Annotated in this window: 26 protein-coding genes; 20 read left to right on the top strand and 6 right to left on the bottom strand. The window is 54.3% G+C overall.

Features of this window, described 5'->3' with window-relative positions; genetic code table 11:
* Positions 1 to 25: 25 nt before the first annotated feature.
* Positions 26 to 892 carry an EamA family transporter gene (locus KGA69_RS10845; protein WP_049060019.1) on the bottom strand — a complete coding sequence of 289 codons (867 nt, stop codon included), beginning with the start codon at positions 890 to 892 and terminating at the stop codon, positions 26 to 28.
* An 80-nt stretch (positions 893 to 972) separates the two neighbouring features.
* Between KGA69_RS10845 and KGA69_RS10840 the strand changes: the two genes are divergently transcribed.
* The 11 genes from KGA69_RS10840 (at position 973) to KGA69_RS10790 (ending at position 10,805) form a co-directional block, all read left to right on the top strand.
* A complete protein-coding gene (locus tag KGA69_RS10840; RefSeq protein WP_047044177.1) occupies positions 973 to 1,482 on the top strand; it encodes a MarR family winged helix-turn-helix transcriptional regulator in 510 nt (169 codons plus the stop codon).
* 152 nt (positions 1,483 to 1,634) lie between these two features.
* Positions 1,635 to 2,111: a MarR family winged helix-turn-helix transcriptional regulator gene (locus tag KGA69_RS10835; protein ID WP_045373865.1), complete on the top strand. Its 477-nt coding sequence runs from the start codon at positions 1,635 to 1,637 to the stop codon at positions 2,109 to 2,111.
* Between the two features lie 346 nt (positions 2,112 to 2,457).
* Positions 2,458 to 3,603: an amidase gene (locus KGA69_RS10830; protein WP_063447808.1), complete on the top strand. Its 1,146-nt coding sequence runs from the start codon at positions 2,458 to 2,460 to the stop codon at positions 3,601 to 3,603.
* A 39-nt stretch (positions 3,604 to 3,642) separates the two neighbouring features.
* Positions 3,643 to 4,809, top strand: a complete 1,167-nt coding sequence (locus tag KGA69_RS10825) for an acyl-CoA dehydrogenase family protein (protein WP_045396622.1) — start codon at positions 3,643 to 3,645, stop codon at positions 4,807 to 4,809.
* Positions 4,810 to 4,827: 18 nt separating this feature from the next.
* Entirely contained in the window at positions 4,828 to 5,340 is a 513-nt protein-coding gene (locus tag KGA69_RS10820) for a nuclear transport factor 2 family protein (protein WP_113372978.1), read from the top strand.
* A 22-nt stretch (positions 5,341 to 5,362) separates the two neighbouring features.
* Complete coding sequence (locus tag KGA69_RS10815) at positions 5,363 to 6,667, top strand: aromatic ring-hydroxylating oxygenase subunit alpha (protein ID WP_213293090.1); 1,305 nt, start codon at positions 5,363 to 5,365, stop codon at positions 6,665 to 6,667.
* The gene (locus KGA69_RS10810; protein ID WP_045396614.1) at positions 6,667 to 7,146 is read left to right on the top strand and encodes an aromatic-ring-hydroxylating dioxygenase subunit beta; all 480 of its coding nucleotides are present in this window, start codon (positions 6,667 to 6,669) and stop codon (positions 7,144 to 7,146) included. Before KGA69_RS10815 ends, KGA69_RS10810 begins: the two co-directional genes overlap by 1 nt.
* Positions 7,147 to 7,153: 7 nt before the next feature.
* Positions 7,154 to 7,894 carry an SDR family NAD(P)-dependent oxidoreductase gene (locus KGA69_RS10805; RefSeq protein WP_047080380.1) on the top strand — a complete coding sequence of 247 codons (741 nt, stop codon included), beginning with the start codon at positions 7,154 to 7,156 and terminating at the stop codon, positions 7,892 to 7,894.
* Between the two features lie 24 nt (positions 7,895 to 7,918).
* Positions 7,919 to 8,887, top strand: coding sequence for a PDR/VanB family oxidoreductase (locus tag KGA69_RS10800; protein ID WP_213293089.1), 969 nt, complete (start codon positions 7,919 to 7,921; stop codon positions 8,885 to 8,887).
* An 11-nt stretch (positions 8,888 to 8,898) separates the two neighbouring features.
* The gene (locus KGA69_RS10795; protein ID WP_015703350.1) at positions 8,899 to 9,393 is read left to right on the top strand and encodes a flavin reductase; all 495 of its coding nucleotides are present in this window, start codon (positions 8,899 to 8,901) and stop codon (positions 9,391 to 9,393) included.
* A 131-nt stretch (positions 9,394 to 9,524) separates the two neighbouring features.
* Positions 9,525 to 10,805 (top strand): MFS transporter, encoded by a 1,281-nt coding sequence (locus KGA69_RS10790; protein ID WP_213293087.1) that lies wholly within the window; start codon positions 9,525 to 9,527, stop codon positions 10,803 to 10,805.
* 43 nt (positions 10,806 to 10,848) lie between these two features.
* Here the strand turns inward: KGA69_RS10790 and KGA69_RS10785 are convergent, their stop codons facing one another.
* Genes KGA69_RS10785 through KGA69_RS10770 form a run of 4 tightly spaced genes read right to left on the bottom strand, consistent with a single transcriptional unit; the run spans position 10,849 to position 15,664 of the window.
* Positions 10,849 to 11,847: a hypothetical protein gene (locus tag KGA69_RS10785; protein ID WP_045396594.1), complete on the bottom strand. Its 999-nt coding sequence runs from the start codon at positions 11,845 to 11,847 to the stop codon at positions 10,849 to 10,851.
* A 13-nt stretch (positions 11,848 to 11,860) separates the two neighbouring features.
* Complete coding sequence (locus tag KGA69_RS10780; protein ID WP_045396592.1) at positions 11,861 to 14,344, bottom strand: fimbrial biogenesis outer membrane usher protein; 2,484 nt, start codon at positions 14,342 to 14,344, stop codon at positions 11,861 to 11,863.
* An 18-nt stretch (positions 14,345 to 14,362) separates the two neighbouring features.
* The gene (locus KGA69_RS10775; protein WP_045396589.1) at positions 14,363 to 15,046 is read right to left on the bottom strand and encodes a fimbria/pilus periplasmic chaperone; all 684 of its coding nucleotides are present in this window, start codon (positions 15,044 to 15,046) and stop codon (positions 14,363 to 14,365) included.
* 51 nt (positions 15,047 to 15,097) lie between these two features.
* Positions 15,098 to 15,664: a fimbrial protein gene (locus KGA69_RS10770; protein ID WP_045396586.1), complete on the bottom strand. Its 567-nt coding sequence runs from the start codon at positions 15,662 to 15,664 to the stop codon at positions 15,098 to 15,100.
* Between the two features lie 350 nt (positions 15,665 to 16,014).
* Between KGA69_RS10770 and KGA69_RS10765 the strand changes: the two genes are divergently transcribed.
* Positions 16,015 to 16,260: a hypothetical protein gene (locus KGA69_RS10765; RefSeq protein WP_063415450.1), complete on the top strand. Its 246-nt coding sequence runs from the start codon at positions 16,015 to 16,017 to the stop codon at positions 16,258 to 16,260.
* Positions 16,261 to 16,296: 36 nt separating this feature from the next.
* Here the strand turns inward: KGA69_RS10765 and KGA69_RS10760 are convergent, their stop codons facing one another.
* Positions 16,297 to 16,770: an Lrp/AsnC family transcriptional regulator gene (locus KGA69_RS10760; protein WP_032706451.1), complete on the bottom strand. Its 474-nt coding sequence runs from the start codon at positions 16,768 to 16,770 to the stop codon at positions 16,297 to 16,299.
* Between the two features lie 138 nt (positions 16,771 to 16,908).
* On the opposite strand from KGA69_RS10760, the gene KGA69_RS10755 reads away from it, so the two are divergent.
* The 8 genes from KGA69_RS10755 (at position 16,909) to KGA69_RS10720 (ending at position 25,810) form a co-directional block, all read left to right on the top strand.
* Positions 16,909 to 17,520, top strand: a complete 612-nt coding sequence (locus KGA69_RS10755) for a LysE family translocator (protein WP_045396582.1) — start codon at positions 16,909 to 16,911, stop codon at positions 17,518 to 17,520.
* An 833-nt stretch (positions 17,521 to 18,353) separates the two neighbouring features.
* Entirely contained in the window at positions 18,354 to 18,959 is a 606-nt protein-coding gene (locus tag KGA69_RS10750) for a tyrosine-type DNA invertase (protein ID WP_045396578.1), read from the top strand.
* Between the two features lie 582 nt (positions 18,960 to 19,541).
* Positions 19,542 to 20,138 carry a type 1 fimbria switch DNA invertase FimE gene (gene fimE, locus KGA69_RS10745; RefSeq protein ID WP_045373908.1) on the top strand — a complete coding sequence of 199 codons (597 nt, stop codon included), beginning with the start codon at positions 19,542 to 19,544 and terminating at the stop codon, positions 20,136 to 20,138.
* Positions 20,139 to 20,632: 494 nt separating this feature from the next.
* A complete protein-coding gene (gene fimA / locus KGA69_RS10740; protein ID WP_045373910.1) occupies positions 20,633 to 21,181 on the top strand; it encodes a type 1 fimbrial major subunit FimA in 549 nt (182 codons plus the stop codon).
* 72 nt (positions 21,182 to 21,253) lie between these two features.
* On the top strand, positions 21,254 to 21,793 hold the full coding sequence (locus KGA69_RS10735; protein WP_015369869.1) for a type 1 fimbrial minor subunit FimI: 540 nt from the start codon (positions 21,254 to 21,256) through the stop codon (positions 21,791 to 21,793).
* A gap of 74 nt (positions 21,794 to 21,867) precedes the next feature.
* On the top strand, positions 21,868 to 22,554 hold the full coding sequence (locus KGA69_RS10730; RefSeq protein ID WP_045368437.1) for a fimbria/pilus periplasmic chaperone: 687 nt from the start codon (positions 21,868 to 21,870) through the stop codon (positions 22,552 to 22,554).
* Positions 22,555 to 22,710: 156 nt separating this feature from the next.
* Entirely contained in the window at positions 22,711 to 25,269 is a 2,559-nt protein-coding gene (locus KGA69_RS10725; protein ID WP_416234139.1) for a fimbrial biogenesis usher protein, read from the top strand.
* A 13-nt stretch (positions 25,270 to 25,282) separates the two neighbouring features.
* A complete protein-coding gene (locus KGA69_RS10720) occupies positions 25,283 to 25,810 on the top strand; it encodes a type 1 fimbrial adaptor subunit FimF (protein ID WP_171829692.1) in 528 nt (175 codons plus the stop codon).
* Positions 25,811 to 25,820: the final 10 nt, after the last annotated feature.

The raw sequence follows: 25,820 nt of genomic DNA, 5'->3' as shown, positions 1-25,820 counted from the left end.
AGCCCCTTTATGGGGCTTTTTTACGTCAACGTTTCGCCAGCGCGCGCTGAATAGAGAGCACACTCGCCAGCACCACAATCAGCCCTGCCAGCGCCATTCCCTCAATTCTCTGACCGAGAAAAATCCATCCCAGCAGTACCGCCGTCACCGGGCTAAGCAGGCTCATTGCCGATACCGCCACCGGCGACAATCGGCTGATACCGCGAAACCATAAACCATACGCCAGCATCGCCCCGGCCACACACAGCCAGACATAACCTGCCGCCTGTAATAGAGTGATGTTGTGCAACGGCGGATCCACCAGCAGCGCGATGGGCAGTAACACGATCCCGCCGATCAGCAATTGCCAGCCGGTCATCGCCACGACCGGCAGCGATAGCGCCCAGCGCCGCGACAGCCAGGTGCCCAGCGCCATACTGACGGCGCCAAGAAAAGCGGCGCCAATACCTAACGAATCCAGCACCGTGCGCGGAGAAAGCAGCAACATCGCCATACCGATGATCCCGGCGCAGGCGGATACCACCGCCAGCCACGGCGAACGCTGACGATCCACGCACCAGGCCAGCAGCATCACCAGCAGCGGCTGAATCGCGCCGATCACCGCCGCCAGCCCGCCGGGCAGCCGGTAGGCGGCGATAAACAGTAACGCCTGAAAGGCGCCGATATTTAATATTCCGGTAATGACCAGCTTCCACCACTCACCGCGCTGCGGAAACTGACGGCTCCACAGTAACAACGCAATCCCGGCGGGCAACACCCGCAGCAGCGCGGCGATAAAAGGACGGTCCGGCGGTAGGAACTGCGAAGTAACGATATAGGTGGTCCCCCAGATAGCGGGAGCCAGCGCGGTCAGCAGCAGATCGACCGCCAGATGACGAGTAAAAAAGGCCATGATTTTATCTTCATATCAAGTTAAATTGTGTAGCAAGTATGTATCGATAAATATCTTGATATCAAGATAAGTGAGCACGCATGGACAAATTACCGCCAACGGATGCCGTTGACCGCATTCTCGCCCAATGGCAGCGCGAGCGCCCGGATCTGGATTGCAGCCCAATGGGGCCAATTGGCCGCCTCAAGCGCTGCGCCATGCTGCTGGAGCCGCAGGTGGAGGCGGCGTTTGTTAAACATGGGCTGGTACGTTGGGAGTTCGACATGCTGGCGACGCTGCGCCGCGCCGGCGAGCCATTCGTGCTGTCGCCGACCCAGCTCTTTTCGACGCTGATGATTACTTCCGGCACGATGACCCATCGCCTTAAGGCGCTGGAAAAACGGGGGTTGATCGCTCGTTTAGCGAATCCTCAGGATGCCCGCAGCATGCTGGTGGCGTTGACGCCAGCGGGACGAGCGCTGATCGATGAGGCGGTTGCCACCCACGTGGCGAATGAGCGACAACTGCTGGCAGGGCTTTCAGAGACCCAACTTCAGCAGTTAGACGAAGCGCTGCGGGTGTTTATGCGCCTGCTTGAGGATGAGCACTAGCCGACGATTAGGTCTTATTACGATGACTTACCTGCGACTCGCTGAGAGTCGTCGCCACTGAATCGCAAGGCTATGTTGCTGGCGTATTGCGTTTTGCAATAACCGGCAAATACGCATACCATCTGCACATTCTATCGTCGTCAGGCAAGGAGATGCTTGTGGATAAGACTCACTCTTCGACCCCGCCAGAGAGCCACGAAAGCCGCTTTCATAAAGAAGAGTTCCCCTTTTTTTGGGTGGTTAACGTTTACGCCCGTTATACCCAATTAATGGAAATCGAGCTCAAAAAAATCGACATCGACCTTTCCCGTTTCCGCGTACTGATGCTGGTGCACCAATACCACCGCGCCAGTATTTCGCGGATCACCGAATATGCCGTTAGCAAGATGCCGACGGTGACCAAAATTGTTGGCCGCCTGCGCGATGACGGCCTGCTGACGACCCACGTTAGCGTCAGCGATGGCCGGGTCACCGAAGCGGAACTCACCGCCGCCGGTGAAGCCAAGGTAGCCGAAGCCCGGGCGTTAGCGGAAACCGTGTTTACTAAAGCCTTCAAGGGCATCACCCCGGCGCAAGAAAAAAAGATGAACCAGGTGCTGGCGCTCATTCTGCACAACCTTGATGACTAATCCCCTGCACCAATAACCATTTTCCATAAATGGTTATTGCTTTTATTTTGCCCTCCCTGCGTTTTTCGCACACTTTTTTATCATTTTTTTAACTTATATTTTTCATTTATTTTTGTGACGCCCTTCAAGAGATTAAAATTTATACATCACATTTTAATGATTTAAATCAATCAGTTAAAAAACACCCCCTCCTTCATAGCATCATCTTATCCTCAATTACGATGTAAAAAACGGGTAACAATTTACTTGAAATTTCAAGTTTTACTGACAAGATTACCTCAAACGCCAGCGGGTCGTTTTTTAGTCATTTCGCGCGGTAATTATCACCCTCACGGAGATGTGAAACATGGTTACTGAACATCGTACAGAGACAGAAAACGCACAATCCGGGTTTATCTCGCGCTTTACCCTTGGCGACGGCGAGCTGACGTTCGCAGTTAAAGACAGTCTCGATATTGCCGGTTTTCCGACCCGCGCCGGCAGCCCGGTATTGCAGGATGCGCCGCCCGCCGTCCGCCATGCCGCCGTAGTCGAGGCGCTGCTGGATAACGGCTGTCAGCTGCGCGGAAAAACCACCCTGCACGAGCTGGCCTTTGGCGTCACCGGCATCAACCCGCATAGCGGTACGCCGCGCAATCCGCATTATCCGCAGTTAATTCCCGGCGGCTCGTCCAGCGGCTCTGCCGCCGTGGTCGCGGCCGGTGAAGTCGACTTCGCCGTCGGCACCGATACCGGCGGCTCGGTGCGGATGCCCGCGGCCTGCTGCGGCGTGGCTGGCCTGAAGCCGAGCTTTGGCCGTCTGAGTCGCGCTGGCGTCATGCCGACGGAAAGTTCGCTAGACTGCGTCGGCCTGTTCGCCCGCGATATCGCCACATTGCGCCAGGCGCTGGCAAAAGCGCTGAGGGAACCGGCTCCTTCTGCGCGCCGGGAAGCACCCGCGATAAGCTATCTGGCGGGCACGGCAACGCCGGAAATTGAGCAACTGATCGTCTCACGTCTGCAGCAAGCGGGCCTGGCATGGACTCGCGCTGAACTGCCGGGATTCAACGAAGCGCATCAGGCCGGGCTTACGGTGATAAGCCAGGAAAACTGGCTGGCGTTTCACAGCATCATCAGCGCGCCGAATCTGGCGCCGGACGTCGCCCAGCGGATCCGCGCCGGCGCGGAAATTGGCCCTCAGCAGCGGCAGGCTGCGGAAAGCGTGCGTCAACAATTTAGCGCCGCGGTGGACGCCCAGTTGGCGAAAACACCGCTGATTCTGCTGCCGACCCTGCCGGAATGTCCGCCAACGCTGGAAGAAGCGGCGGATCCGCTCAAGGTAGTCAACCTGACTCGTCTGGTGCGCCCATTTAATTTAAGCGGCCATCCGGCCCTGAGCCTGCCGCTTGGCGAAATTAATCATCGCCCGGTGGCGCTGCAATTAGTCGCCAATAAAAATAAAGAGTTCGATTTACTTAATTACGCTGAGTATTTGCTGGAAAAATTAAAATAATAAAACCGTACTTTCATTAACTGGAAGAGGCTAAATCGCATGTTAAACCCCTCTGCAACTTCGCGTGCGGAAAAGACCCTGCACGCCACGACAATAGAGTTTGCCGAATTACTCGCGGATATTAAAAAGCGCAGCGAGGAATTCGAGCAGCAGAAATATATCCCGGCGGATATCATTTCCCGCTTTAAAAAGATTGGTGTTTATCGCGCGCTGGTGCCAAAACGCTACGGCGGCGATGAAATCTCGCCGGCGGAATTTTGCCAGTTAATTGAAACGCTCTCAACGGCTGACGGATCCGCCGGCTGGGTGGCGAGTTTCGGCATGAATCCGTTTTATCTTGGCGGCCTGCCGCCGAGCAGTCTCGATGAGCTTTACCGCCACGGACCGGATATCGTCTTTGCCGGCGGGATCTTCCCGCCGCAAAAGGCGACGACTCAGGATGGCGGCTACCGCGTCAGCGGGCGCTGGAGCTTCGCCAGCGGCTGCAGCGGCGCCGAACTTATCGGCGTGGGCATTCTGACCGATGACGGCAGCGATCGTCCGCTGCCGCGCATCGCGGTGCTACCCGCCGGGGAGTTCACCATCGATCCGGTCTGGAATACGGTCGGCCTCTCCGGTACCGGCAGCCATGACGTAGTGCTGAATAATGCCTTCGTGCCGCAGGAGTGGACCTTTATTCGCGGCGGCGAACTTAACCTCGAAGGCCCTTTGTATCGCTACCCGGTACTGTCGCTGGCCACTCAGGTACTGTCGGTGGTGGCGCTGGGTATCGCCCGCGCGGCGTTATCGGAAATTTACGCCATTGCCGAACGCCAGAGCTCGGTCACCGGCGCGCCGTGCCTGGCGGATCGTCAATTCGCGCAGATGGAAATCGCCCACTGCGAAGCGGAACTGCGTTCGGCGCGCTGCTGGTTCTATGACGCCATCGACGACGTCTGGCAGGCGATTCTGCGCGGCGATGAACCGGGAGAAGAGCGGATTAACGCCATGCGCCTCTCTTCCACCCACATTACCCGAGTTTCTGCGTCGGTTACCACCCGCGCGCTGAAACTGGCCGGGATGCCGGGCATTTCAATGCGTAGCCCGCTGCAGCGCTATGCCCGCGACTCCATGGTCATCACCCAGCACGCCTTTATGGGCGAGCTGACCTACATCAACGCCGGCAATATGTTCTTCGGCCACTCGCCGCAGCCCGGCTATTTATAAGTCAACACGGAGCCGGCAATGAATGAAGAAATGCTGCAACGCCTGGAGAAGCTGGAAGCCGTAGTGCAGATCCGAAACGCCATCAGCCAGTATATGCATCTCTGTGATGACCTGACGCATCCGGATACCGCCCGGCAAATTGGCGCGCTATTTAGCGAAACGGCTATTTGGGAAGGTATCGGCGAATTATATCAACACAAGCTCGGGCGCCATTGCGGCAGAGCGGCGATCGTCGGGATGATGAACGCTTATATTAGCGAACCGTCACACTTCGCCATTAACGTACATTATTTAACGGCCGAGCATATTCGCGTTGGCGAAAATAACCGCGCGGTTGGCCGCTGGAAAATGCTGCAGGCTTCGACGTTTCGCCGCGGCGGCTCGCATTTAAATAGCGCGGAGCTCGTCATTGAATTTATTAAACAAGATCAACAGTGGTTAATTCATCATTTTACCACCCGTAATTTATTTAGCCGCCCGGTAGCTGACTGGCATTCGCTCGCCGATTTACCGGTGCCTGATGGTCATTAAAAGAGATATGTGGAGAGTGACAATGTCTGAATGTATTCCGGTAAAAAATATCGATACCCGCCATACCGCCGAAACGCTGGCGGCACTGGTGCAAAGCGACCGGGTCCATACCTGTCTCTATACTTCCGAGGAAATTTTCGACCTCGAGATCGACAACATTTTTAACCGTACCTGGGTGTGGGTCGCCCACGAGAGCGAAATCCCTGACGCCGGCAGCTATAAATCCTCGATGGTGGGTACCCAGCCGGTGATCGTCGTACGCGATCGCAAAGGCAATATCAACGTGCTGCTCAACCGCTGCCGCCACCGCGCCGCCACCGTTTGCGAACATCGCAGCGGGAAAACGAACGGGTTTACCTGCCCGTATCACGGCTGGGGCTATGGCCTCGACGGCGCGCTACGCGGGGTACCGCATCCAGAGAGCTACGGCGATACGCTGAACAAATCTGAGCTCGGCATGGTGCGCCTGCGCGTTGAAAGCTACGCCGGAATGATTTTCGCCAGCTTCAACCACGACATTGAACCGCTGACCGACTTCCTCGGCCCGGCGATGAAATGGATGGATCTGTTCATGAAACAGGGGGCTGGCTTCGCGCTGCAGGCCACGGCCGCGCACCGTTTTCGCTTTCCCGGTAACTGGAAAATCCAGTTGGAAAATACCACCGACGGCTATCACTTCCCGATCGTCCATAAGTCGTTTTTAAGCTCGGTCGATAAACAGACCGAAGAGATGCTCAACTTCGTCGACGGCAAAGGCTTCGTGGAAGATCTCGGCAACGGCCACAGCGTGATGGTGATGATCCCCGAGCTTATCGATCTGGAAGCCAATCTCGATGCGCCAATCCCGGAGCGCTTTAGCGAACTGGCCCAGGCCCTGCGCGAGGAAGGCCACGACGAGCAGCAGGTGCGGCGCATCGTACGCGCGGTCGGCGGCAGCGGTTTTAACCTTAACCTGTTCCCCAATGTCGCCTGTTCAATGGCCTTCTTCCGCGTGCTGCAGCCGATATCGGTAAAAGAGACGGAAATTCATCACATGGTGCTGACCATGAAAGATGGCCCGGCGATCGCCAACCAGGCGCGCCTGCGGCTGCACGAACACTTCCAGGGGCCGATGGGCTTCGGCACCCCCGATGATTCAGAGGCCTGGGAGCGGGTGCAGCGCGGCGGCGGCGCGGGCGACGATCTGTGGATCATGCTCAACCGCGGCCTGCCCGGCGAAGTCCGCACCGCCGACGGCCTGCGCAGCGACGTCAGCGCCGAAACCGGCATGCGCGCCGCCTATCAACAATGGAAAAAGTACATGACCGCTGACCACCGGGGGCAATAATGAATACATCACCTATCCTCAACGCCGCCATTCAGTTTATTAACCTGGAAGCGGACCTGCTCGATCAAGGCGAATTTCGCGAATGGCTGGCGCTGTGGCGCACCGAGGGGATGTACATCATCCCCATCGACCAGCAGACCACCGATTTCGCCAACGTGCTCAACTACGCCTACGACAACCACGAGATGCGGGAAAAACGCGTGCAGCGTTTATACAGCGGCGAGTCGATCTCCACCACCCCGCGCGCGCGCACTATCCGCATGAGCGGCCGTTATCGCCTGCTCAGCGCCAGCGATGAGGTCGTCGAAGTACGCTGCGCCCAATTCCTTTACGAGTACCGCAAGGGCAATGAACAGCACTACGCCGCTGACGTCACCTGGACGCTGGCGCCGGAGGGCGACAGTTTCCGCATCCTGCAAAAGGTCGTACGCCTGATTAACGGCGACGATTACCTGCATAGCATTGGCTACATCCTGTGAGGACTTTATGACACGTAGCGTACTTATTACCGGCGCGGCCAACGGCCTCGGGCTGGTTATCAGCCGCCATCTCTGGCAACAGGGCTATCAGGTGGCGATGGCCGACCTCAATCTCGATACGGTCACCCGCAGCGCGCAGGAGATCGATCCCAGCCAGCAGCGGCTGCTGCCGCTGGCGCTGGATATTCGCCAGCCGCAACAGTTCAGCGACGCGCTGGCGCAGATCCGCGCACGTTTCGGCGAACTCGATGTGCTGGTCAACAACGCCGCCTTAACCCTGACCACGCCGATCATGGAGATCGACGTAGAAGAATTCGATCGCGTCACCAGTACCAACCTGCGCGGTACCTTCGTCGGCTGCCAGACCATCGGCCGCTATTTCAGCCAGCGCCAGCAGGGCAGCATTATTAACCTCGCGTCGCTGGCCGGGCAAAACGGCGGCACCGCCTCCGGCGCCCACTATGCAGCCTCCAAAGGCGGCATTATTACCCTGACCAAAGTTTTCGCCCGCGCCCTGAGTAACGCCGGGGTGAGCGTCAACGCGATTGCGCCGGGGCCGCTGGATCTTCCTTCCGTTCGCGCCGCGGTGCCGGAAGAGAAAATGCCGGCGCTGCTGGAGATGATCCCGATGAAGCGGCTTGGCGATCCGCTGCTGGTCGCCCGCGCGGTAGAACTGCTGGCGGCGCCCTCCGCCACCTTTATCACCGGTGCGACCTGGGATATCAATGGCGGCATTTATATGCGTTAAGCCCTTCGCGGGTGGAGAAAAACTATGGCTGAAACATTGACGGTACGCGTCACAGAACGCGAAATTCAGGGAGCCGAGGTGGTAGTCCTGACGCTGGCCTCGCCGGACGGCGCTCCCCTGCCCTCGTTTAGCGCCGGGGCGCATATCGATCTGCATCTTGGCGATGGCATCGTGCGCCAGTATTCGCTGTGCGGCAGCGCCCATCACCCGCAGCGCTATCGGTTGGGGATCCTCAAGGATCGCGCCTCGCGCGGCGGTTCGCTGGCGGCGCATGCTTTACAGCCCGGCGACGAGGTGCAAATTAGCCCCCCGCGCAACCTGTTCGCGCTGGAGATGTCGGCGCCTCATAGCATTCTGATCGGCGGCGGCATTGGCATCACGCCGATGCTGGCGATGGCCGATACGCTATTTCGCGCCGGGAAATCCTTCGAAGTGCATTACTGCGGCCACAGCCGTGAGGGAATGGCGTTTCTGGCCGAGCTGGCGGATTGCCACTTTAGCGCGCACGTTCAGCTACATATCAGCGATGAAAACGGCAGGATCCTCCCTCAGGAACTCCTGACGCCTCACGCCGCCGCCGGCCACCTGTACGTTTGCGGTCCGGAGGGTTTTATGGCGTGGATTAATGAAACGGCGCAGGGGTGCGGTTTCAGCGCGGAGCGGCTGCATCAGGAGTATTTCAACCGCGAGGTCGAAACCAGCGGCGGCAGCTTTGAGGTTGAGGTTCCGGAACTCAACCTTAGCGTTACCGTCGGCGAAAACGAGACCATCGTCGCCGCGCTGCAAAAAGCCGGCATCAAAGTGAAAGTCTCCTGCCAACAGGGCGTCTGCGGCACCTGCCTCGCCAACGTTTGTAGCGGCGTACCTGACCACCGCGACGAGTATTTAACCGAAGAAGAACGCGAAGATAATGACCAGATCCTGCTGTGCTGTTCGCGGGCTAAAACCCCGCGGCTGGTTATTGAAGGCTTCGAATACGTCAAACTGAAATAACGGGTATTACTATGAACCTGACATCTGATTTTCGTAATGCCATGGCGCAGCTGGGCAGCGCGATCACCATCATTACCACCGATGGCCCGGCGGGCCGCTTCGGCTTTACCGCTTCGGCGGTGTGTAGCGTGACGGATTCGCCGCCGACGCTGCTGGTATGTATGAACCGCTCGTCCTTCGCGCACGGCAAATTCCAGCACAACGGCGTGCTGTGCGTTAACGTGCTCTCCGGTCAGCATCAGCAATTGTCCGGGATTTTCGCCAATGGCCAAATCCGCTCTGAAGAACGCTTCCTGCACGACGAATGGCTGGCGCTGGAGACCGGTTCACCGGCGCTGGCTTCCGCCGTGGCGAACTGCGACTGCGTCATTGCCGACAGCCACGAAGTGGGCAGCCACAGCGTATTTTACTGCGAGGTCAAACAGATCCGCTTCGGCAACCCCAGCGACGGGCTGGTCTGGTTTAATCGCCAGTTCCACACCCTTAGCATGGCGTCGTGCCGTTAAGTTTCATCATAACCATAAAAACCCTGCCGACCCATCGCCCGGCGCCAGCAGGCGCCGCCTGATTCACCTGCACTGGAGTTAACCTTATGTCTGGAGCTGTGAGCGGTACAACGGTCCCCCCGGCGCAACCTATGCGCAAATTAATCATCGGGTCTTTTCTCGGCAACTCGCTGGAATGGTACGATTTTTTCCTGTATGGCACCGCGGCGGCGCTGGTCTTCGGGCCGCTGTTTTTCCCCGCCAGTAATGACCCGCTGCTCGGATCATTTTTAGCCTTTTCCGGTTTCGCTATCGGCTTTATCGCCCGTCCGCTCGGCGGCGTGATATTCGGCCATCTCGGCGATCGCTACAGCCGTAAAATGACGCTGATCATCACCCTGACGCTGATGGGCGCCAGTACGTTCTTAATTGGCCTGCTGCCAACCTACGCTCACATCGGCGTGCTGGCGCCAATCGCCTTGATTACGCTGCGCTTTGTACAGGGCGTGGCTTCCGGCGGTGAATGGGGCGGCGGCGTATTAATGCTGAGCGAAAACGCGCCGGAAAGCCAAAAAGGGTACTACACCGCCTGGAGCCAGGTGGGGGTCTGCGGCGGGTTTGTTCTTTCTTCGCTGGCATTCTATCTGGTGCAGCTTCTGTCGCAGGAAGAGGTGATGTCGTGGGCGTGGCGTATTCCGTTTTTGCTCAGCCTGTTTATCTTTCTGGTGGGCGTCTATATTCGCCGTAACATCCAGGAAAACGCGGAATTCGTGGCGCGCAAAGCAGAAAACGACAGCAAAAATGAGGCCCATCATTTACCGGTGCTCAGCGCCTTCAAAAATCATCCACGAGCGATATTACAGGCTATCGGCCTGCGGCTGGCGGAAAACGGCGCGGTGTATATCTTCTTCACGTTTTCAGTGGTCTATTGCAAACATATCGGCATCGACACCCGCGACCTGATCGCGGCGGTTACCATCGCCATGACGGTGGAGATCGCCACGATTCTCGGCTGGGGATGGCTTTCCGATCGCATTGGCCGTAAGCGGCTTTACTACATCGGCGTGATAGGCATGGCGCTGGTCGCCTTCCCCTTCTTCTGGCTGCTGAATATGCACACCTTCCCGGCGATGCTGCTCGCCATGCTGTTGGCATTGCCATTGTGCCATGGCGCGATGATTGCCGCGCAGCCGTGTCTGATGGTGGATCTGTTTCCGGTGGAGGTACGCTACACCGGGCTGGCGCTGGGGCATGAGATTGGGGCGGTGATTTCCGGTGGTATTAGCCCGATGCTGGCGGTAGCTTTTTTAATGATGTGGGATAGCTATATCCCCATTGCGCTGATGCTGCTGGCCTTTGCGCTATTGGCGCTGGTAGCGCTGGTGAGTATTCGCCAGCAGCAGTTGCGACCTGAACCGGTCGCAACCACGTAAACCACGTACACCGCGCGCAAAGGAAGGCGCGCGGTACAGAGGGCTAGTTATTGTTCACCACGATAATGACACGGCTTTTAATCGTACCGCCGCGGATATTCTCGCCATATTTCATCGGTTTGATTTGCAGATAGATCGGGTTGTTGCTGCCATGCCGGGCCTCCTCGTCGGAGTGATAAAGGAAACCGCTGCCGTACTGGAGTTCCCCGCCCTGGCTATCGCGCAGATGAAAACCGACTTCGCCGGCGCCGGTGGCGGCCTCCTGATCGTCATTCTTCAATATTTTGCTGGTGCCGGCAAAGCCGGAGGCGGCGACAAAGTAATAATCAATTTTACCCGGCGTCAATTCGAATACCGCCGACTCGTCCTGGCTACAATCGATATTGACGCTTTCCATGCGATATTGCGCTTTGTCTTCTTTAATATCAAAGTAGCTGTAATCGCCCATATTAATGAGGCGGTTCGGGACGTTAAAACCACAGGTCATGATATTAATCTGCAGGGTCACGTTAAAGGTGTAATTGATGTTTATCACATGGCAATCTTTATTGCCTTTACAGTACTCAAAGCGCATCGAGTAAACCAACGGGAATGATTCGCCAGGCTGAACCTGCCTCCCGACTGCGGCGCCTTCTTTAATCACATAACGAATGCCGATTACGCTGTTAAAAATATCCGCTAAGTTATAACTCTGATTTTTGCGGATGTTACCATCCGCAAGAGCGTTGAGTTTCGCAGGATCGAGAGAAAACTCCATCACGTAGGTTTTACTGCCGACTACTACATAGAAGTCTTTATCCTCAGGGGGCGACGACGCCACCGAGACGCTGACATTTTGCGTACTGTTGCAGATAAAGTGAAATCCCTCAGACTGAATATCGCTGTTTCTGACATTCAAATCACCGCTGGCCGCCAGTGGCTTAAAGGTATAATTACCGCTGGCGTCAATCGTCAAAGAATTAACATTTGGCGTGACATCGCAATTCCCCGCTCGCGCTAAAAAAGAGCATAAGCTTAATACCAGCAAAATTATCCATTTCATGAAAATCGTCCTTTTAGCGGCAGACATAGGTCTTACCTTCATCAATGGTATGTTTAAATGTAATGGTGCAGTAATGGCCCTGCTGCTTATCGACCGCGATGGTTATCGACGGCGGTACGTTATCGGTGCGGATATACAGCATGCTGCCCTGGCCGACGACGCCGACATTCTGTCCGTCGTTATCTTCAATTTCATAGCCAAATTTCAGCGGCGTACCGTCCGGGCGTTCGGCGTGAATAAGCCAGGGTTGACGCTGGTCGGTATCGAAACGCGCCAGCACCACCGCCCCGCGGTACGGAGCGACCGCTTTACGGTTGCCAATCAACTCGGTTTTGCTCTGCGTATTGGCGGTATTCAGCAGCAGCGAACTTTCACGGTAAGGCAATACGTGATCGAAAATGACCGTTCCCTGACCGTTGGTGGTGCGATATTTCTGACCATTGACGTAAGCATTTTCCAGGCCCGGCGCCTGAATAATGGCGAAGGTTTCCGAAAGCTGGTTAGCGAAATTGACGCCGCCGGACCAGGCCACCACCCCGCCTGACAGGCTGCCGCTGGCCTGGGTATATTTCGACGACTGACTGTAGCTGCCGCTCAGCGTCGCCAGCGGCGCGTTCCAGGTAAGGTTGCCGCCGGCGGTGGTTTCATGGTTTTGCTGCTGACGGCTAAAGTTCACGCCATAGTCAAACTGGTCGCGCTGGCCGCCTGTGCCGCTGATGCCGGTGTTATTGGAGGCAAAACCGTCATTATCGAAGGTCGTCGAATTCGACAGCGTCAAACGACGCGCCAGTACGCTGTCGCTCTCTCCCCAGATAAGCGGAATCGAAATGAAGAGGTTAAAGCGCTTATCTTCATGATGATCTTCATCATAGGTCTGGCTGGCCGAAATGGTCCAGGAAACCCGCTGCCAGTTATTAGAGTAGCTCAGCTGATAATCTTTATTGCTGCCGCTTTTTCCCCAGTAGTCACGCCACAAGGCACTCAGTGAAAAAGACCCCAACCCTTCCGGCAACGACTGGCTGATGTTGGCGGAGAAACTATTTTTACGTCCAAAATCATAGCGATAATAGTCATCAATGTTGTAAACATCATTATCATCATGGTGATAACTATTACGGTTCTTCGCCCAAACATGATCGTTAAAAGTACGATAGTCGCTGGTTGAATAGCGATAAGCCGCCATTCCGAAACGCGTTTTAGTCTGGGTGAGGTATTTGTTGTAGGCAATCTGATAGCTTTGCCCTTCAAAAGTACCGTTATCCTGATCGCTACGCGCCCAGGTGCCGTCAACGGATATCGCGCCGAGATGGGTATTCCATCCGGTTCCCATAGTGAAAGCCTGATAATCGGTGCCTAGCATGGTACCGCCATACAGGGTCAGCAGGTTGTTCAGGCCATATTGATAGCTGGCCTGCATAAAGTCTTCCTGATTGCTGGCACCTTCGATATGGCTGCGCCCGGCGGCAATGTCATATTTAGATACCCCCGGCTGCAACATATTGGGTACCGAGGAATAAGGCACCAGGTAGGTGGTTACCGAGCCGTCGGCTTCCCGGATAGTGACATCGAGATCCGCCCCGCCGCCGGCGAGTTGTAAATCGGCAATCGCAAAAGGCCCCGGCGGCACCTCTTTCTGATAGACGGTGAAGCCGTTCTGCTCAATGGTTACCAGCGCGTTGCTCTGGGCAATCCCCTGCACGATCGGCGTGAAGTTCTGTTTTGAGTTTGGCAACATTTGCATGTCGCGGAACAGACGAACCCCACGAAAGCGTACCGCATCGAAAATATCCGCTGAGGTATACATGTCGCCCGCGCGCAAGGTGCCTAAAATCGGCGCAAAGCCGCGTTCCAGATACAGGGTATTGCTTTTCCAGTCGCCGCTGCCGCTATCGGCTTTGCTGTAAGTGGCATCAGAGTGCAACTGCCAGCTCAACAGGTTCAGCCCACTATTGAAGCGGGCGTAGGTGCTTTTGTTATTGCCGTTATTTTTATAGTCACTGTAATACTGGCTCAGATAATAAGAGGTATACAGCGCGTTAACGCCGCGGTCCCAGCTTTCCGGCGCGACGTAGCCGCGCTCAAGATCCTCCACGTAGGCCTGCGGAATTTCTAAATCAAGCTGAAAAATATTGATATTAAAGGTATAACTACCGCTGCGCACCGCGGATTTTAGCGTCATGCACTGGTTATCCTTTGCCATCTGCGCGCTATCCGCTTTGATTCCCAGCTGATTTAATAATGTCGATGACAGGCAGGTATCATCCGGATTACTGGCGACTACGATTGGATATTTACCACGCCATTGTTTATTGACGTAAATATCTAATTCATATTCACCGGGCAGTGGTTGATTATCCGCAAAGTGAAAGCTTGATGATTTTTCACCTTTCATTCCGCCGATCATGAAATTGGTATCAAAAGTCTCTTCAGCGGCCTGCAGCTGACCGGATAATAAAACCAACAATATCATTGAGGAAAGCGGCGTCATCCTTAACATGGCCAACTCCATTATTTATTATTTTACATTGAGCCTGTCGCTAATAAAGTTTCCATTATCATCAATCATCGTTAGCGAATACTGGCGGGCGAGATTATTTTTTAAAATGACATCCTGACTGGATAACGGCGCAATCATCACGCTGCGCTCATTAACTTTAACATTACTGACTTTAACTTCAGTAATCGTCAGCCAATTTGCGGTACCATTGGCGATATGCAGAGCGTTTTTTCTGGAAGACAGCGAAATATTTTTAAACGTATCTTTATTTACCGCCGCAATGCCTTTAGGACGATAAAAAAGCTTAATACGGTTTTGCATGGCAAACCGCAGCGTATTCGCCCCCTCACTTCCTGGCGTATTCGGAGGAATATCGAGTACGTTGAGATAAAACAGCGACTCCTTGTTTGGCGGAAGTTTGTTGGCTAATTTTTTTATTCGCAGCTGCTGGCCGGAGTTACCCGCTATGCGCACCACCGGCGGCGACAGCAGGAACGGCACGTTGATTTTTTCCGGCGGCAACGAGGTATTGCCATCGTCAATCCACGACTGCACCAGTGAAGAGCGGGCGCCATGATTCATCAACTGTACGACCACTTCTTGTTTCTCAGCCGGATAAACCACCCGGGTACCGAAAATCACCACTCCGGCATGCGCGGGCTGCATAGCGATAAATAAACCTGCTAATAAAATCCGTTTCATAGCACCACACCCTTAGCACAATAATTGCCGGCGAAGCGCCGGCACAGGTCCTTACTCCGCAGAGACGGCAATCGTTAACACCGAGCGGACTTCACCGGCGGTCACCGGAGTGGCGGCATTAATTCGGGCGTATTGCGCAGAGAAGTTCATTTGATAGACGCCATTGCCCATAGAAGTCACCGCCCCCGGCAAATTATTGACGTCATACATGGTATTTTCATTAATCTCCGATTCACCCAGTTTTAATTTAAAACCGACCCCGTTAGCAGAAGTTGTAGTCGCGATAGGATTAAGTACGCCGCCGGCAGTATAGGTCCCGCCGCTAATATCAATCGATTTCAATACCGTGCCTTCCGGGCAAACAATAGTTAATGGATCGCTACTGGTGGCGAAATTACCGGATAAGACTTGACCGGCCGACATGCCGGCAAAACGGGTGGCATCAACATCAGCCAATTGAATTGTACTGCTATAATCGGTTTCAAAACGACAAGAAGAATTAATAACATTACCAATAATAACTAACTCACCCTGCTCTTCATTTGGCGCCGCGGCAAAAGCATTAACACTCATCAGCACGGTTGAAAATACTGCAGCAGCAATAACTGAACGTTTCATATAATATTCCTTTTATTAACAATTCCATTTAACTTTGCGGGGACTGAGAAAAATCTCATGCCGCGAGCATCGCATGGCTAAATATCCGCCACAATAGGATGAATAAGGATCGTTGATAAAAATCAATGCAAATACTTAAAGCGAATGAGCCCTGATGCCATATTCGTAATCTCTTTAGCGTAATAAGCCAAAATACGTAGCAACGAGAATAATAAAATGAGAATTTACCAAGCTTGTTTAATAATAAACTAAAAAAAGGAGAGTTCAGCACATTTTGTGTCGATTTACATAAGATTACGAACCACAATTATAACCTTCCGTGATTTATTTTTATATTTAAGGTTCCGACAATGAAAAAAATGATCCTGCCTCTGCTTACCGCCGTCCTGCTGCTGCCGACGCTCACCGCGCACGCCACCTACCGCGCGGAAAAACGCCAGGATGCCCGTGATATCCGTCAGGATGCGCGCCAGAGTGGACGCGAAGAAAAACACGACTGTGTGAGAAACGATCAACAGAGCAACATGAGCTGTCGCGTAGATAAACGCGACAACCGCCGTGAGGGTCGTCAGAACGCGCGTGATGAGAAATGGTGATTCGCCATACGAGCGCTAATGCCCTGCCACAGGGCATTAGCGGGAAGCGTTTAACGTCTCCAGTGGGAAAGGACGATCCTGCACCACCGTCTTCATCACCAACGTTGAGCGTAAATGCTGCACGCCCGGCATCGCCGATAGTTTGTCATCATAGAGTTTCTGAAAGGCAGGAAGATCCCGGGTGACGACGTGCATCAGGTAGTCCGGATCGCCAAACAAGCGTTGCGCCAGCACAACCTGCGGGATCTCCGCCACCGCCTCCTCAAAAGCGCTGACCGCTTTCTTATCGCCCTCTTTTAACGTGGCGAACACGATAGCCAGAAAATTGAACCCCATTTTTCCCGGATCGAGATTGGCGCGATAGCCGGTGATTACCCCCTCTTGCTCCAGTGCGCGTAGACGTCGGTGGCAAGGAGAAAGGCTCAAATTCACCCGCTCCGCCAGTTCGGTTATCGACAGACGCCCATCCGCCTGCAGCTCAGCAAGAATTTTTCGATCTATGCTATCCATTTGGAAGATTTTCTCTTTAATCGCCGGTTTTCAACATAACATTGAAAGCTCATTTCGCTTCTATGTCGATATTCTTTCTCACACGATAACCTAATTTTGCGAGTGTGTGATGTCTAATATCGTTGCGGAGCGTTGCTGATGGAAATGAGCCTGATCGCCAGCTTCTGGATAGTTTCGTTTCTATTGATTATTACCCCTGGCGCCGACTGGGCCTATGCCATTAGCGCTGGTATCAACGGTCGTCGCGTCGTTCCGGCGGTGATGGGACTGATGTCAGGCCATTTACTGGCGACCATTATCGTCGTCGCTGGCGTCGGGGTGTTAATCGCCGGTCATCCGCTAGCGCTATCGGCGATCACGCTGGCGGGCGCGGCCTATTTACTGTGGCTCGGGGTTACGATATTACGCCATCCGGCGGCGCCAGGCGCGGCGCAACAATCGGCTGGCAGCTGGAATGCGTGGGCGATGAAAGGATTATGTATTAGCGGCCTTAATCCAAAAGTCTTTCTGTTGTTCCTCGCCCTGCTGCCGCAGTTTACCGATCCGCACGGCAGTTGGCCGCTGGCGCTGCAGATGTCGGCGCTGGGCGCGATGCACCTGATGACCTGTACGCTAATTTATCTGTTGGTCGGCTACGGTTCGCGCGCGGTACTGGCAGCCCGCCCGCAGGCGGCTAAGGGAGTAAGCATGGTTTCTGGGGTGATTATGATTGCCATCGCTATTATCCTGTTCTACCAGCAGTTAAGATAATTCGTAAGCAGCGGCGCTCATAGGGTAACTTCTTTAGCGCCGCATGGCCTTACCAACAAATATAATCGTGGGTCACAGGTAGTTATTAAGTTGCTAAACCACGGAAGCTGGCTCATCTATTTCCCTGAGCTCCTGAAGATGAATTATCTATGTATCATAAGTGGTTACGGCTGAATGGCCAACATCGATAACTTCCTAAAACTGCTGAAAAACTCCGATTTAGTCATCCATTAACTGATTACTCGAGCGGAAAATTCCGACTGCTCGATAAAAAGTAAAATCTCTCTTTGAAACGTCTGCACATTTATTAACGCTATTCTCTCTACGATTTTTGCAGTATGGTTTAATCGCTGTTGTCGTGTTGCAGTGAATGCTAGCAAGTGCCTGACGCTGTTTGCCTACGGTAAAACATTTACGCAATACCAACCTGTTTATTGAGGCAATTATCCTCATGGATAACGGTCACAACGTTATCCAGCCAGGACTCAGTTTATCAGCTGGTAGTCAATGACCTTGCTGTAAGCGCGCATACTCAAGAGGAGAAAGGATGAACAGGACGTGTAAACCCCCAGGAAAAGCGATATACATCAAATGCCTGAGCGCATCGCATCAAAAATTCGCCAGCGCACTTCACCCCGGCGGCGGGGAGACTTCATTATACCCACTGGATTTCGCGCAGCGTTGCCGCGATACAGTCCTTGTAACTTGAGGGATATTAAAAACGATCCGCATCATGCTTACTCATAAAATGCGAAACCTATCTTCGGATCCTGTAATAGGCCAACCAGAGCCTATGGGATAGTAATGTACGCCTGCAATAGAAAGGGAACATAATGAAGAATAATAGCGAAATAAAAAAAAGGAACTTCCTGACTCAGAATGAAATCGAGTCACTACTTAACGCTGCCAATAGTGGACCACATGCTGCTCGTAATTATTGCCTGACATTGCTTTGTTTTATTCATGGGTTTCGTGCCAGTGAAATTTGCCGACTGCGAATTTCAGATATTGATTTACGCTCAAAATGTATTTATATCCACCGTTTAAAAAAAGGGTTCTCAACTACTCATCCGTTGCTTAATAAAGAGATCCAGGCGCTAAAGCGCTGGCTGGATATTCGTGATGAATATCCGCAATCCACCAGCGAGTGGTTATTTTTATCACGCAAAGGTAATCCACTTTCACGCCAACAGTTTTACCAGATTATTTCCGCCTCCGGCGATCAGGCAGGATTACCGCTGGAAATTCATCCGCACATGTTGCGTCACTCCTGCGGCTTTGCGCTGGCCAATATGGGTATCGATACGCGTCTTATCCAGGATTACCTCGGTCACCGTAACATTCGCCATACCGTCTGGTACACGGCCAGCAACGCCGGACGCTTTTACGGGATTTGGGATAAATCCCGTGAGAAGCAGAGAACGTCGCTTTTCCAGTAAGGTAACCTTACGCCACGGATGGCGTTTCGTTATCGGTTCCCCCTACTACTGCCAGCCCCTGCCCGCTATCCCCGGCAAGACTGTTGCAAATTTGCTCTGTTTAGGCTGCGATAAAAAGCAGCTTACCTCATATATAGATTTTTTCTTGCAAAACATTAATAAAAATTAACCATACGTTAAATATGTTTATTGTTCTTAAAAGTTCTTATTTAGAACATGAAAAAAAACGTTTCTATGCACCTGTAATTTATCAGGATATAAGTTCGTTATTTATTGTTAAATTAATCCTTTCAGCACATGTTTTCCGTTCAATAAATAGCTGGCATTAACTTTTTTCCTTGCTATTTTATGCACCTGCCAGCGACCTGGCGTGGCTCTATTGTGGTAAACAATAAAATAGATAAAAATAAGAATTATCGCGTGGCGATAATTTATGCATGTGTAAATGTAATGTGATACCTGTTTTGTCATTAGCCCCTTCAAATAATACGGCCTTTGCATTCAGATTATTTTTTATCCATCCTGGGATCTTTTTCTCAGGATATCCCTTATAAGTAAACGTAAATTCAGGAGCTCAAAATTGTGAACCGACGTCGTTTTCTCACCGCCAAAGAAGTACAGGCAATGATGCAGGCGGCCCAGCACGGCCCAACCGGTGAACGGGATTACTGTCTGATCCTGTTGGCGTTTCGCCACGGGATGCGTATCAGTGAACTACTCGATCTGCACTATCGCGATCTCGATCTCAACGAAGGGCGCATCAATGTACGGCGTTTAAAGAACGGTTTCTCTACCGTGCACCCGCTGCGTTTTGATGAGCGCGAAGCGATAGAGCGCTGGACGCAACAACGGGCCAGTTGGAAGGCCGCAGGCAAAAGCGACGCGCTATTTATCTCGCGCCGCGGTACGCCGCTTTCTCGGCAACAGGCCTATCGCATTATCCGCGCTGCCGGAGAAGAAGCCGGTACCGTCACTCATACGCATCCGCATATGCTGCGTCACGCCTGCGGCTATGAGCTAGCTGAAAGAGGGGCTGATACCCGTTTGATACAAGATTATCTCGGACATCGTAATATTCGCCACACTGTCCGTTACACCGCAAGTAATGCAGCACGTTTTGCCGGGATTTGGGAAAGAAACAACCTTTTGGAGGAAAATTTACAAGCGCGGAAGAAATAAGATAACCAATTGATAAAAAGGAAAATTTTTAATATTGAACAAGTCAATTGGGGCCAAACTGTCTATATCATAAAAATGTTTTGTAATCTTTTGCAACTGACAAGTGCATATTTCATCAAAAAAATTTTTATCTAATTGATTTTCATTAAATTCTCCAACGACCTTTCTTTACTTATCCTCGTCAGACTCTCTCCCATACGCCCGCTTCTCAACATTGAACTCAAACAAGCCGTTTTTCCATGCCCGGCAGATAAGCAGTTATTAAATCCATAAAATAAATAGTTATCAGTATATAAATCCAAAAATATATCAGCATTAACAAAATAAAAGCCATAAATCCCGATGAGTCAAAATGGCCCCAATTGACTCATCAGTGGGGCGAAAACTGTGCAGAACCGGCAGTCGCACCATTCGGCTGATTTATGGAATGCCTGGAAGGCAAGACGACTGCCATTTTTGGTTCGTAATATCGATTTTGTTTAAAGGAAAACAGCATGAAAATCAAAACACTGGCAATCGTTGTCCTGTCGGCTCTGTCCCTGAGCTCCGCGGCGGCCCTGGCCGATACCACCACGGTAAATGGCGGAACAGTGCATTTTAAAGGAGAAATCGTCAACGCAGCCTGTGCAGTCGATGCCGGTTCTATCGACCAGACCGTTCAGTTAGGCCAGGTTCGTTCGGCAAAACTGGCTACCGCGGGCAGCACCAGCTCCGCTGTAGGTTTCAACATTCAGTTAGACGACTGTGATACCACTGTTGCCACTAAAGCCTCTGTCGCTTTCTCTGGTACCGCGGTTGATAGCACCAACACCAGCGTTCTGGCTCTGCAGAGCTCCGCTGCTGGCGGCGCGACCAACGTCGGCGTACAGATCCTCGACAAAACCGGCACTCCGCTGGGCCTGGATGGCGCTACCTTCAGCGCGGCCACCACGCTGAACGACGGCACCAACATCATTCCTTTCCAGGCGCGTTACTACGCCACTGGCGCGGCTACTGCCGGTACTGCTAACGCAGACGCCACCTTCAAAGTGCAATACGAGTAATTCAAACATCAGACAGGGAAGCATTCCGGGCCAGGATGGCCCGTTATCCACTACGGGATTGGGGTGATAACGATGCAAGGAGTGAAGACAGGTCTGCTGATGTTTCTGTTTCCGCCGCTGGCGCTGGCCGGCAACCACTGGAACGTCACGGTGGCTGGGGGAAACATGCGTTTTCAGGGCGTCATCATCGCTGAGTCCTGCCGTGTTGAAGCCGGCGACCAGCAGATGACCGTCAATATGGGGCAGATCAGCAGTAATCGCTTTCATTCAGCCGGGGAAGATGCCAACCCGGTGCCATTCGATATTCACCTTCAGGATTGCAGCACCGCAGTCAGCCAGCATGTCGGCGTGTCTTTTCGCGGCGTGGCCGATGGCAAAAATCCGGATGTGCTCTCGGTTGGCGAAGGACCGGGTATCGCCACCGGCGTCGGCATCGCGTTATTTGATAACGAAGATCAATTGATTCCGCTGAATAGCCCGCCGGGCGCCTGGCGGCGGCTGTATACCGGCCCCACCACGCTGCATTTTGTAGCCAAATATCGGGCGACCGGCAATCAGGTCACCGGGGGAGCGGCAAACGCGCAAGTTTGGTTCTCTCTGACCTATCAGTAATTAACCAGCAGATATGCCGGAAACAGGAAACAACGGTGAGTACAAAAGGGGTAAACGTGAAAAAGAGACTGGGGATGACGCGCGGACTACTGGCGGGATTATTGATGATAGCCGCAAGCGGTTACTCCGCCTGGGCTCAGGCCGGCGTTGCGCTCGGCGCCACGCGGGTTATCTATCCGGCCGGGCAAAAACAGGTGCAGTTAGGGGTGACCAATAATGATGACAGCAGCACCTATCTGATTCAGTCGTGGGTGGAAAACGCCGACGGCGGCAAAGATGGCCGCTTCGTGATTACGCCGCCGCTGTTCGCCATGCAGGGCAAAAAAGAGAATACCCTGCGCATCATTGACGCCACCAATAAACAACTGCCGCAGGATCGCGAAAGCCTGTTCTGGATTAACGTGAAAGCCATCCCGTCGATGGATAAATCCAAACTGAGCGACAACACCCTGCAGCTGGCGATTATCAGCCGCATCAAGCTCTATTACCGCCCGGCGAAGCTGGCGCTACCGCCGGATCAGGCGGCGGAAAAACTGAGCTTTAGCCGCAGCGGTTCGTCGTTAACGTTGACTAACCCTACCCCTTATTACCTGACCGTCACCGAACTTAACGCCGGCACCCGGGTGCTGGAAAACGCGCTGGTGCCGCCAATGGGTAAAACCTCCGTCAAGCTGCCGCCGGATGCCGGTAGCAACATTACTTATCGCACGATTAATGATTACGGCGCGCTGACCCCAAAAATGACTGGCGTGCTGCGTTAATACAGGTTTGGCCCGCCGGGCGGGCCAAACCGCGCATAACAATAAGAACTGACAGCCGGGCGAATTGAGACCGGAGGGACTATGTCACATCTCAAATATGGACAGGACCGTTTTGGTTCCCGCAGCGCGAGGCTCCACCCACGCGCTATTTTGGCCATGGCGAAACTCCCCGTGGCGCTCTGTTTTGTCCTGCAGGCGGGCTACGCGCAGGCTGAACTCTATTTTAACCCGCGTTTTTTAGCTGACGACCCTGCGGCGGTGGCCGATCTTTCCGGTTTCGAAAACGGGCAAGAGGTGCCGCCCGGCACCTACCGCGTCGATATTTACCTTAACGACGGCTTTATGACCACTCGCGATGTCACTTTTAACCGCGGCGAAAAAGGCCATGGGTTAAGCCCGTGCCTGACCCGCGGCCAACTGGCGGGCATGGGGGTCAATACCGCGGCGGTGAACGGGATGAGCGCCCTCGCCGCCGACGCCTGCGTGCCGCTGACCGAACTTATCACTGATGCCACGACGCGCTTCGATGTCGGCCAGCAGCGCCTGTACCTCACCGTGCCGCAGGCTTTTATGGGCAACCGCGCGCGCGGCTATATTCCGCCAGAAATGTGGGATGACGGCATCAACGCCGGGCTGCTGAACTATAACTTCACCGGCAACAACGTCCATAACGATACCGGCGGCAGCAGCAATTACGCCTATTTAAACCTACAAAGCGGCCTTAATCTCGGCGCCTGGCGACTACGTGATAACACCACGTGGAGCTACAGCAGCGGCGGCAGCAGTTCCAGCAATGAGAATAAATGGCAGCATGTTAATACCTGGCTTGAGCGCGACATCACGCCGCTGCGCTCGCGCCTGACCCTCGGCGACAGCTACACCAACGGCGATGTTTTCGACGGCATTAACTTCCGCGGCGCCCAGCTGGCGAGCGATGACAACATGCTGCCGGATAGCCAGAAGGGCTTTGCGCCGGTGATCCACGGTATCGCCCGCGGCACCGCGCAGGTGTCGATCAAACAAAACGGTTATGAGATTTACCAGAGCACGGTTCCGCCTGGCCCGTTCACCATTAACGATCTGTATGCCGCAGGCAACGGCGGCGATCTGCAGGTGACGATTAAAGAAAACGACGGCACCAGCCAGGTCTTTAGCGTGCCGTGGTCAACGGTGCCGGTACTACAGCGCGAAGGGCATACCCGGTACGCGCTGACCGCCGGAGAATACCGCAGCGGCAACGATCAGCAGGAAGAGCCGAAGTTCTTTCAGAGTACCGTGTTACACGGCCTGCCTGCGGGCTGGACCCTATATGGCGGCACTCAGCTCGCCGACCGCTACCGCGCCTTTAATCTCGGCGTGGGGAAAAACATGGGCGATTTCGGCGCCGTCTCGCTGGATGTCACCCAGGCTAACGCCACCCTGCCCGACGACAGCGATCACCAGGGGCAGTCGATTCGCTTCCTCTATAACAAGTCGCTGAGCGATGTCGGCACCAATATCCAACTGGTGGGCTATCGCTACTCCACTAAAGGTTATTACAGCTTTGCCGATACTACCTACCGCCGGATGAGCGGTTACGACGTACAGACCCAGGATGGCGTGATCCAGGTGAAGCCGAAATTCACCGATTACTACAACCTCGCCTATAACAAGCGCGGCAAAGTGCAACTGAGCGTGACCCAACAGTTGGGGCGTACCGCCACGCTCTATCTGAGCGGCAGTCATCAGACCTACTGGTCGACCGGCAAGGCGGACCAGCAGCTGCAGGCCGGGCTCAACGCGGCGGTGGACGACATCAACTGGACGCTGAGCTACAGCCTGACCAAAAACGCCTGGCAGCAGGGCCGCGACCAGATGCTGGCGGTCAACGTCAATATTCCGTTCAGCCACTGGCTGCGTTCCGACAGCAAATCGGTATGGCGGCACGCCAGCGCCAGCTACAGCATGTCGCACGATCTTAATGGCCGGATGACCAATCTGGCGGGACTTTACGGCACCCTGCTGGAAGACAATAACCTGAGCTATAGCGTGCAGACCGGCTATGCCAGCGGCGGCGAAGGCGATAGCAGCGGCACCGGCTACGCGGCGCTGAACTACCGCGGCGGCTACGGCAACGCCAACGTCGGCTACAGCCGCAGCGACGGCTTTAAACAGCTGTACTACGGCGTCAGCGGCGGCGTATTGGCCCATGCCAACGGCGTGACCCTGAGCCAGCCGCTGAATGACACGGTGGTGCTGGTGAAAGCGCCGGGCGCCGACAACGTAAAAGTGGAAAACCAGACCGGGGTGCGTACCGACTGGCGCGGCTATGCGGTACTGCCTTACGCCACCGAATATCGCGAAAATCGTGTCGCGCTGGATACCAATACGCTTGCCGATAACGTCGATCTCGATGACGCGGTGGTCAGCGTCGTCCCTACTCACGGCGCTATCGTGCGGGCGGACTTCAAAGCCCACGTCGGGGTCAAGTTACTGATGACGCTGACCCATAACGGCAAACCGGTGCCGTTTGGCGCGATGGTCACCTCGGGCAGCAATCAGAGCGGCAGTATCGTGGCCGATAACGGCCAGGTCTACCTGAGCGGGATGCCGCTCGCCGGCAGCGTGCAGGTGAAATGGGGCGAAGGCGCGAACGCCAGCTGCGTGGCCAGCTATCGCCTGCCGGAAGAGAGTCAGCGACAGGCGCTGAGCCAGCTATCGGCAGAGTGCCGTTAAGGAACGCATGATGATGAAAAAACCACTTAACCTGTTCGGTGCCGTCCTGACGCTGGTCTGCGCCAACGCCTTTGCGGCCGATAGCACCATCACCATCAGCGGCTACGTGCGCGACAACGCCTGCGCGGTCGCCACCGAATCGAAAGAGTTTACCGTCGATCTGATGGATAACGCCGCGAAGCAGTTTAACGCCGTCGGCGCAACCACGCCGCTGGTGCCGTTTCGCATCGTGCTGTCGCCCTGCGGCAGCTCGGTGACGGCGGTAAAAGTCGGCTTTAACGGCACTCCGGATAGCGACAATAACGACCTGTTAAAAATCGACGGCGGCGCCTCCGCGGCGGCGGGCATGGCGGTGCAGATCCTCAACGGCCAGCAGACGATGCTGCCGGTCAACGCGCCCTCTTCGTCGCTCGCCTGGACCACCTTAACGCCGGGGCAGACCAACACCCTCGGTTTTTACGCCAGGCTGATGGCAACCCGCGTACCGGTGACCGCCGGTCACGTCTATGCCACCGCCACCTTTACCCTTGAATTCCAGTAACCGGAGGCTG

The organism is Klebsiella sp. A52, from assembly GCF_018388785.1.
Taxonomy (GTDB): Bacteria; Pseudomonadota; Gammaproteobacteria; order Enterobacterales; family Enterobacteriaceae; genus Klebsiella; species Klebsiella aerogenes.
Note: the sequence above shows the minus strand (reverse complement) of the source record. Positions and strands in the feature narration are given on the sequence as shown.

Bases quoted from the DNA above. Each gene is read 5' to 3' on its own strand.
- KGA69_RS10790 (WP_213293087.1), top strand. From the start codon at position 9,525: ATGCGCAAATTAATCATCGGGTCTTTTCTCGGCAACTCGCTGGAATGG.
- KGA69_RS10810 (WP_045396614.1), top strand. From the start codon at position 6,667: ATGAATACATCACCTATCCTCAACGCCGCCATTCAGTTTATTAACCTG.
- KGA69_RS10780 (WP_045396592.1), bottom strand. From the start codon at position 14,344: ATGTTAAGGATGACGCCGCTTTCCTCAATGATATTGTTGGTTTTATTA.
- KGA69_RS10735 (WP_015369869.1), top strand. From the start codon at position 21,254: ATGCAAGGAGTGAAGACAGGTCTGCTGATGTTTCTGTTTCCGCCGCTG.
- KGA69_RS10800 (WP_213293089.1), top strand. From the start codon at position 7,919: ATGGCTGAAACATTGACGGTACGCGTCACAGAACGCGAAATTCAGGGA.
- KGA69_RS10795 (WP_015703350.1), top strand. From the start codon at position 8,899: ATGAACCTGACATCTGATTTTCGTAATGCCATGGCGCAGCTGGGCAGC.
- KGA69_RS10815 (WP_213293090.1), top strand. From the start codon at position 5,363: ATGTCTGAATGTATTCCGGTAAAAAATATCGATACCCGCCATACCGCC.
- KGA69_RS10720 (WP_171829692.1), top strand. From the start codon at position 25,283: ATGAAAAAACCACTTAACCTGTTCGGTGCCGTCCTGACGCTGGTCTGC.
- KGA69_RS10760 (WP_032706451.1), bottom strand. From the start codon at position 16,770: ATGGATAGCATAGATCGAAAAATTCTTGCTGAGCTGCAGGCGGATGGG.
- KGA69_RS10830 (WP_063447808.1), top strand. From the start codon at position 2,458: ATGGTTACTGAACATCGTACAGAGACAGAAAACGCACAATCCGGGTTT.
- KGA69_RS10840 (WP_047044177.1), top strand. From the start codon at position 973: ATGGACAAATTACCGCCAACGGATGCCGTTGACCGCATTCTCGCCCAA.
- fimA (WP_045373910.1), top strand. From the start codon at position 20,633: ATGAAAATCAAAACACTGGCAATCGTTGTCCTGTCGGCTCTGTCCCTG.
- KGA69_RS10775 (WP_045396589.1), bottom strand. From the start codon at position 15,046: ATGAAACGGATTTTATTAGCAGGTTTATTTATCGCTATGCAGCCCGCG.
- KGA69_RS10730 (WP_045368437.1), top strand. From the start codon at position 21,868: ATGACGCGCGGACTACTGGCGGGATTATTGATGATAGCCGCAAGCGGT.
- KGA69_RS10750 (WP_045396578.1), top strand. From the start codon at position 18,354: ATGAAGAATAATAGCGAAATAAAAAAAAGGAACTTCCTGACTCAGAAT.
- KGA69_RS10825 (WP_045396622.1), top strand. From the start codon at position 3,643: ATGTTAAACCCCTCTGCAACTTCGCGTGCGGAAAAGACCCTGCACGCC.
- KGA69_RS10725 (WP_416234139.1), top strand. From the start codon at position 22,711: ATGGCGAAACTCCCCGTGGCGCTCTGTTTTGTCCTGCAGGCGGGCTAC.
- KGA69_RS10845 (WP_049060019.1), bottom strand. From the start codon at position 892: ATGGCCTTTTTTACTCGTCATCTGGCGGTCGATCTGCTGCTGACCGCG.
- KGA69_RS10835 (WP_045373865.1), top strand. From the start codon at position 1,635: ATGCTTGTGGATAAGACTCACTCTTCGACCCCGCCAGAGAGCCACGAA.
- KGA69_RS10805 (WP_047080380.1), top strand. From the start codon at position 7,154: ATGACACGTAGCGTACTTATTACCGGCGCGGCCAACGGCCTCGGGCTG.
- KGA69_RS10765 (WP_063415450.1), top strand. From the start codon at position 16,015: ATGAAAAAAATGATCCTGCCTCTGCTTACCGCCGTCCTGCTGCTGCCG.
- KGA69_RS10785 (WP_045396594.1), bottom strand. From the start codon at position 11,847: ATGAAATGGATAATTTTGCTGGTATTAAGCTTATGCTCTTTTTTAGCG.
- KGA69_RS10820 (WP_113372978.1), top strand. From the start codon at position 4,828: ATGAATGAAGAAATGCTGCAACGCCTGGAGAAGCTGGAAGCCGTAGTG.
- KGA69_RS10755 (WP_045396582.1), top strand. From the start codon at position 16,909: ATGGAAATGAGCCTGATCGCCAGCTTCTGGATAGTTTCGTTTCTATTG.
- KGA69_RS10770 (WP_045396586.1), bottom strand. From the start codon at position 15,664: ATGAAACGTTCAGTTATTGCTGCTGCAGTATTTTCAACCGTGCTGATG.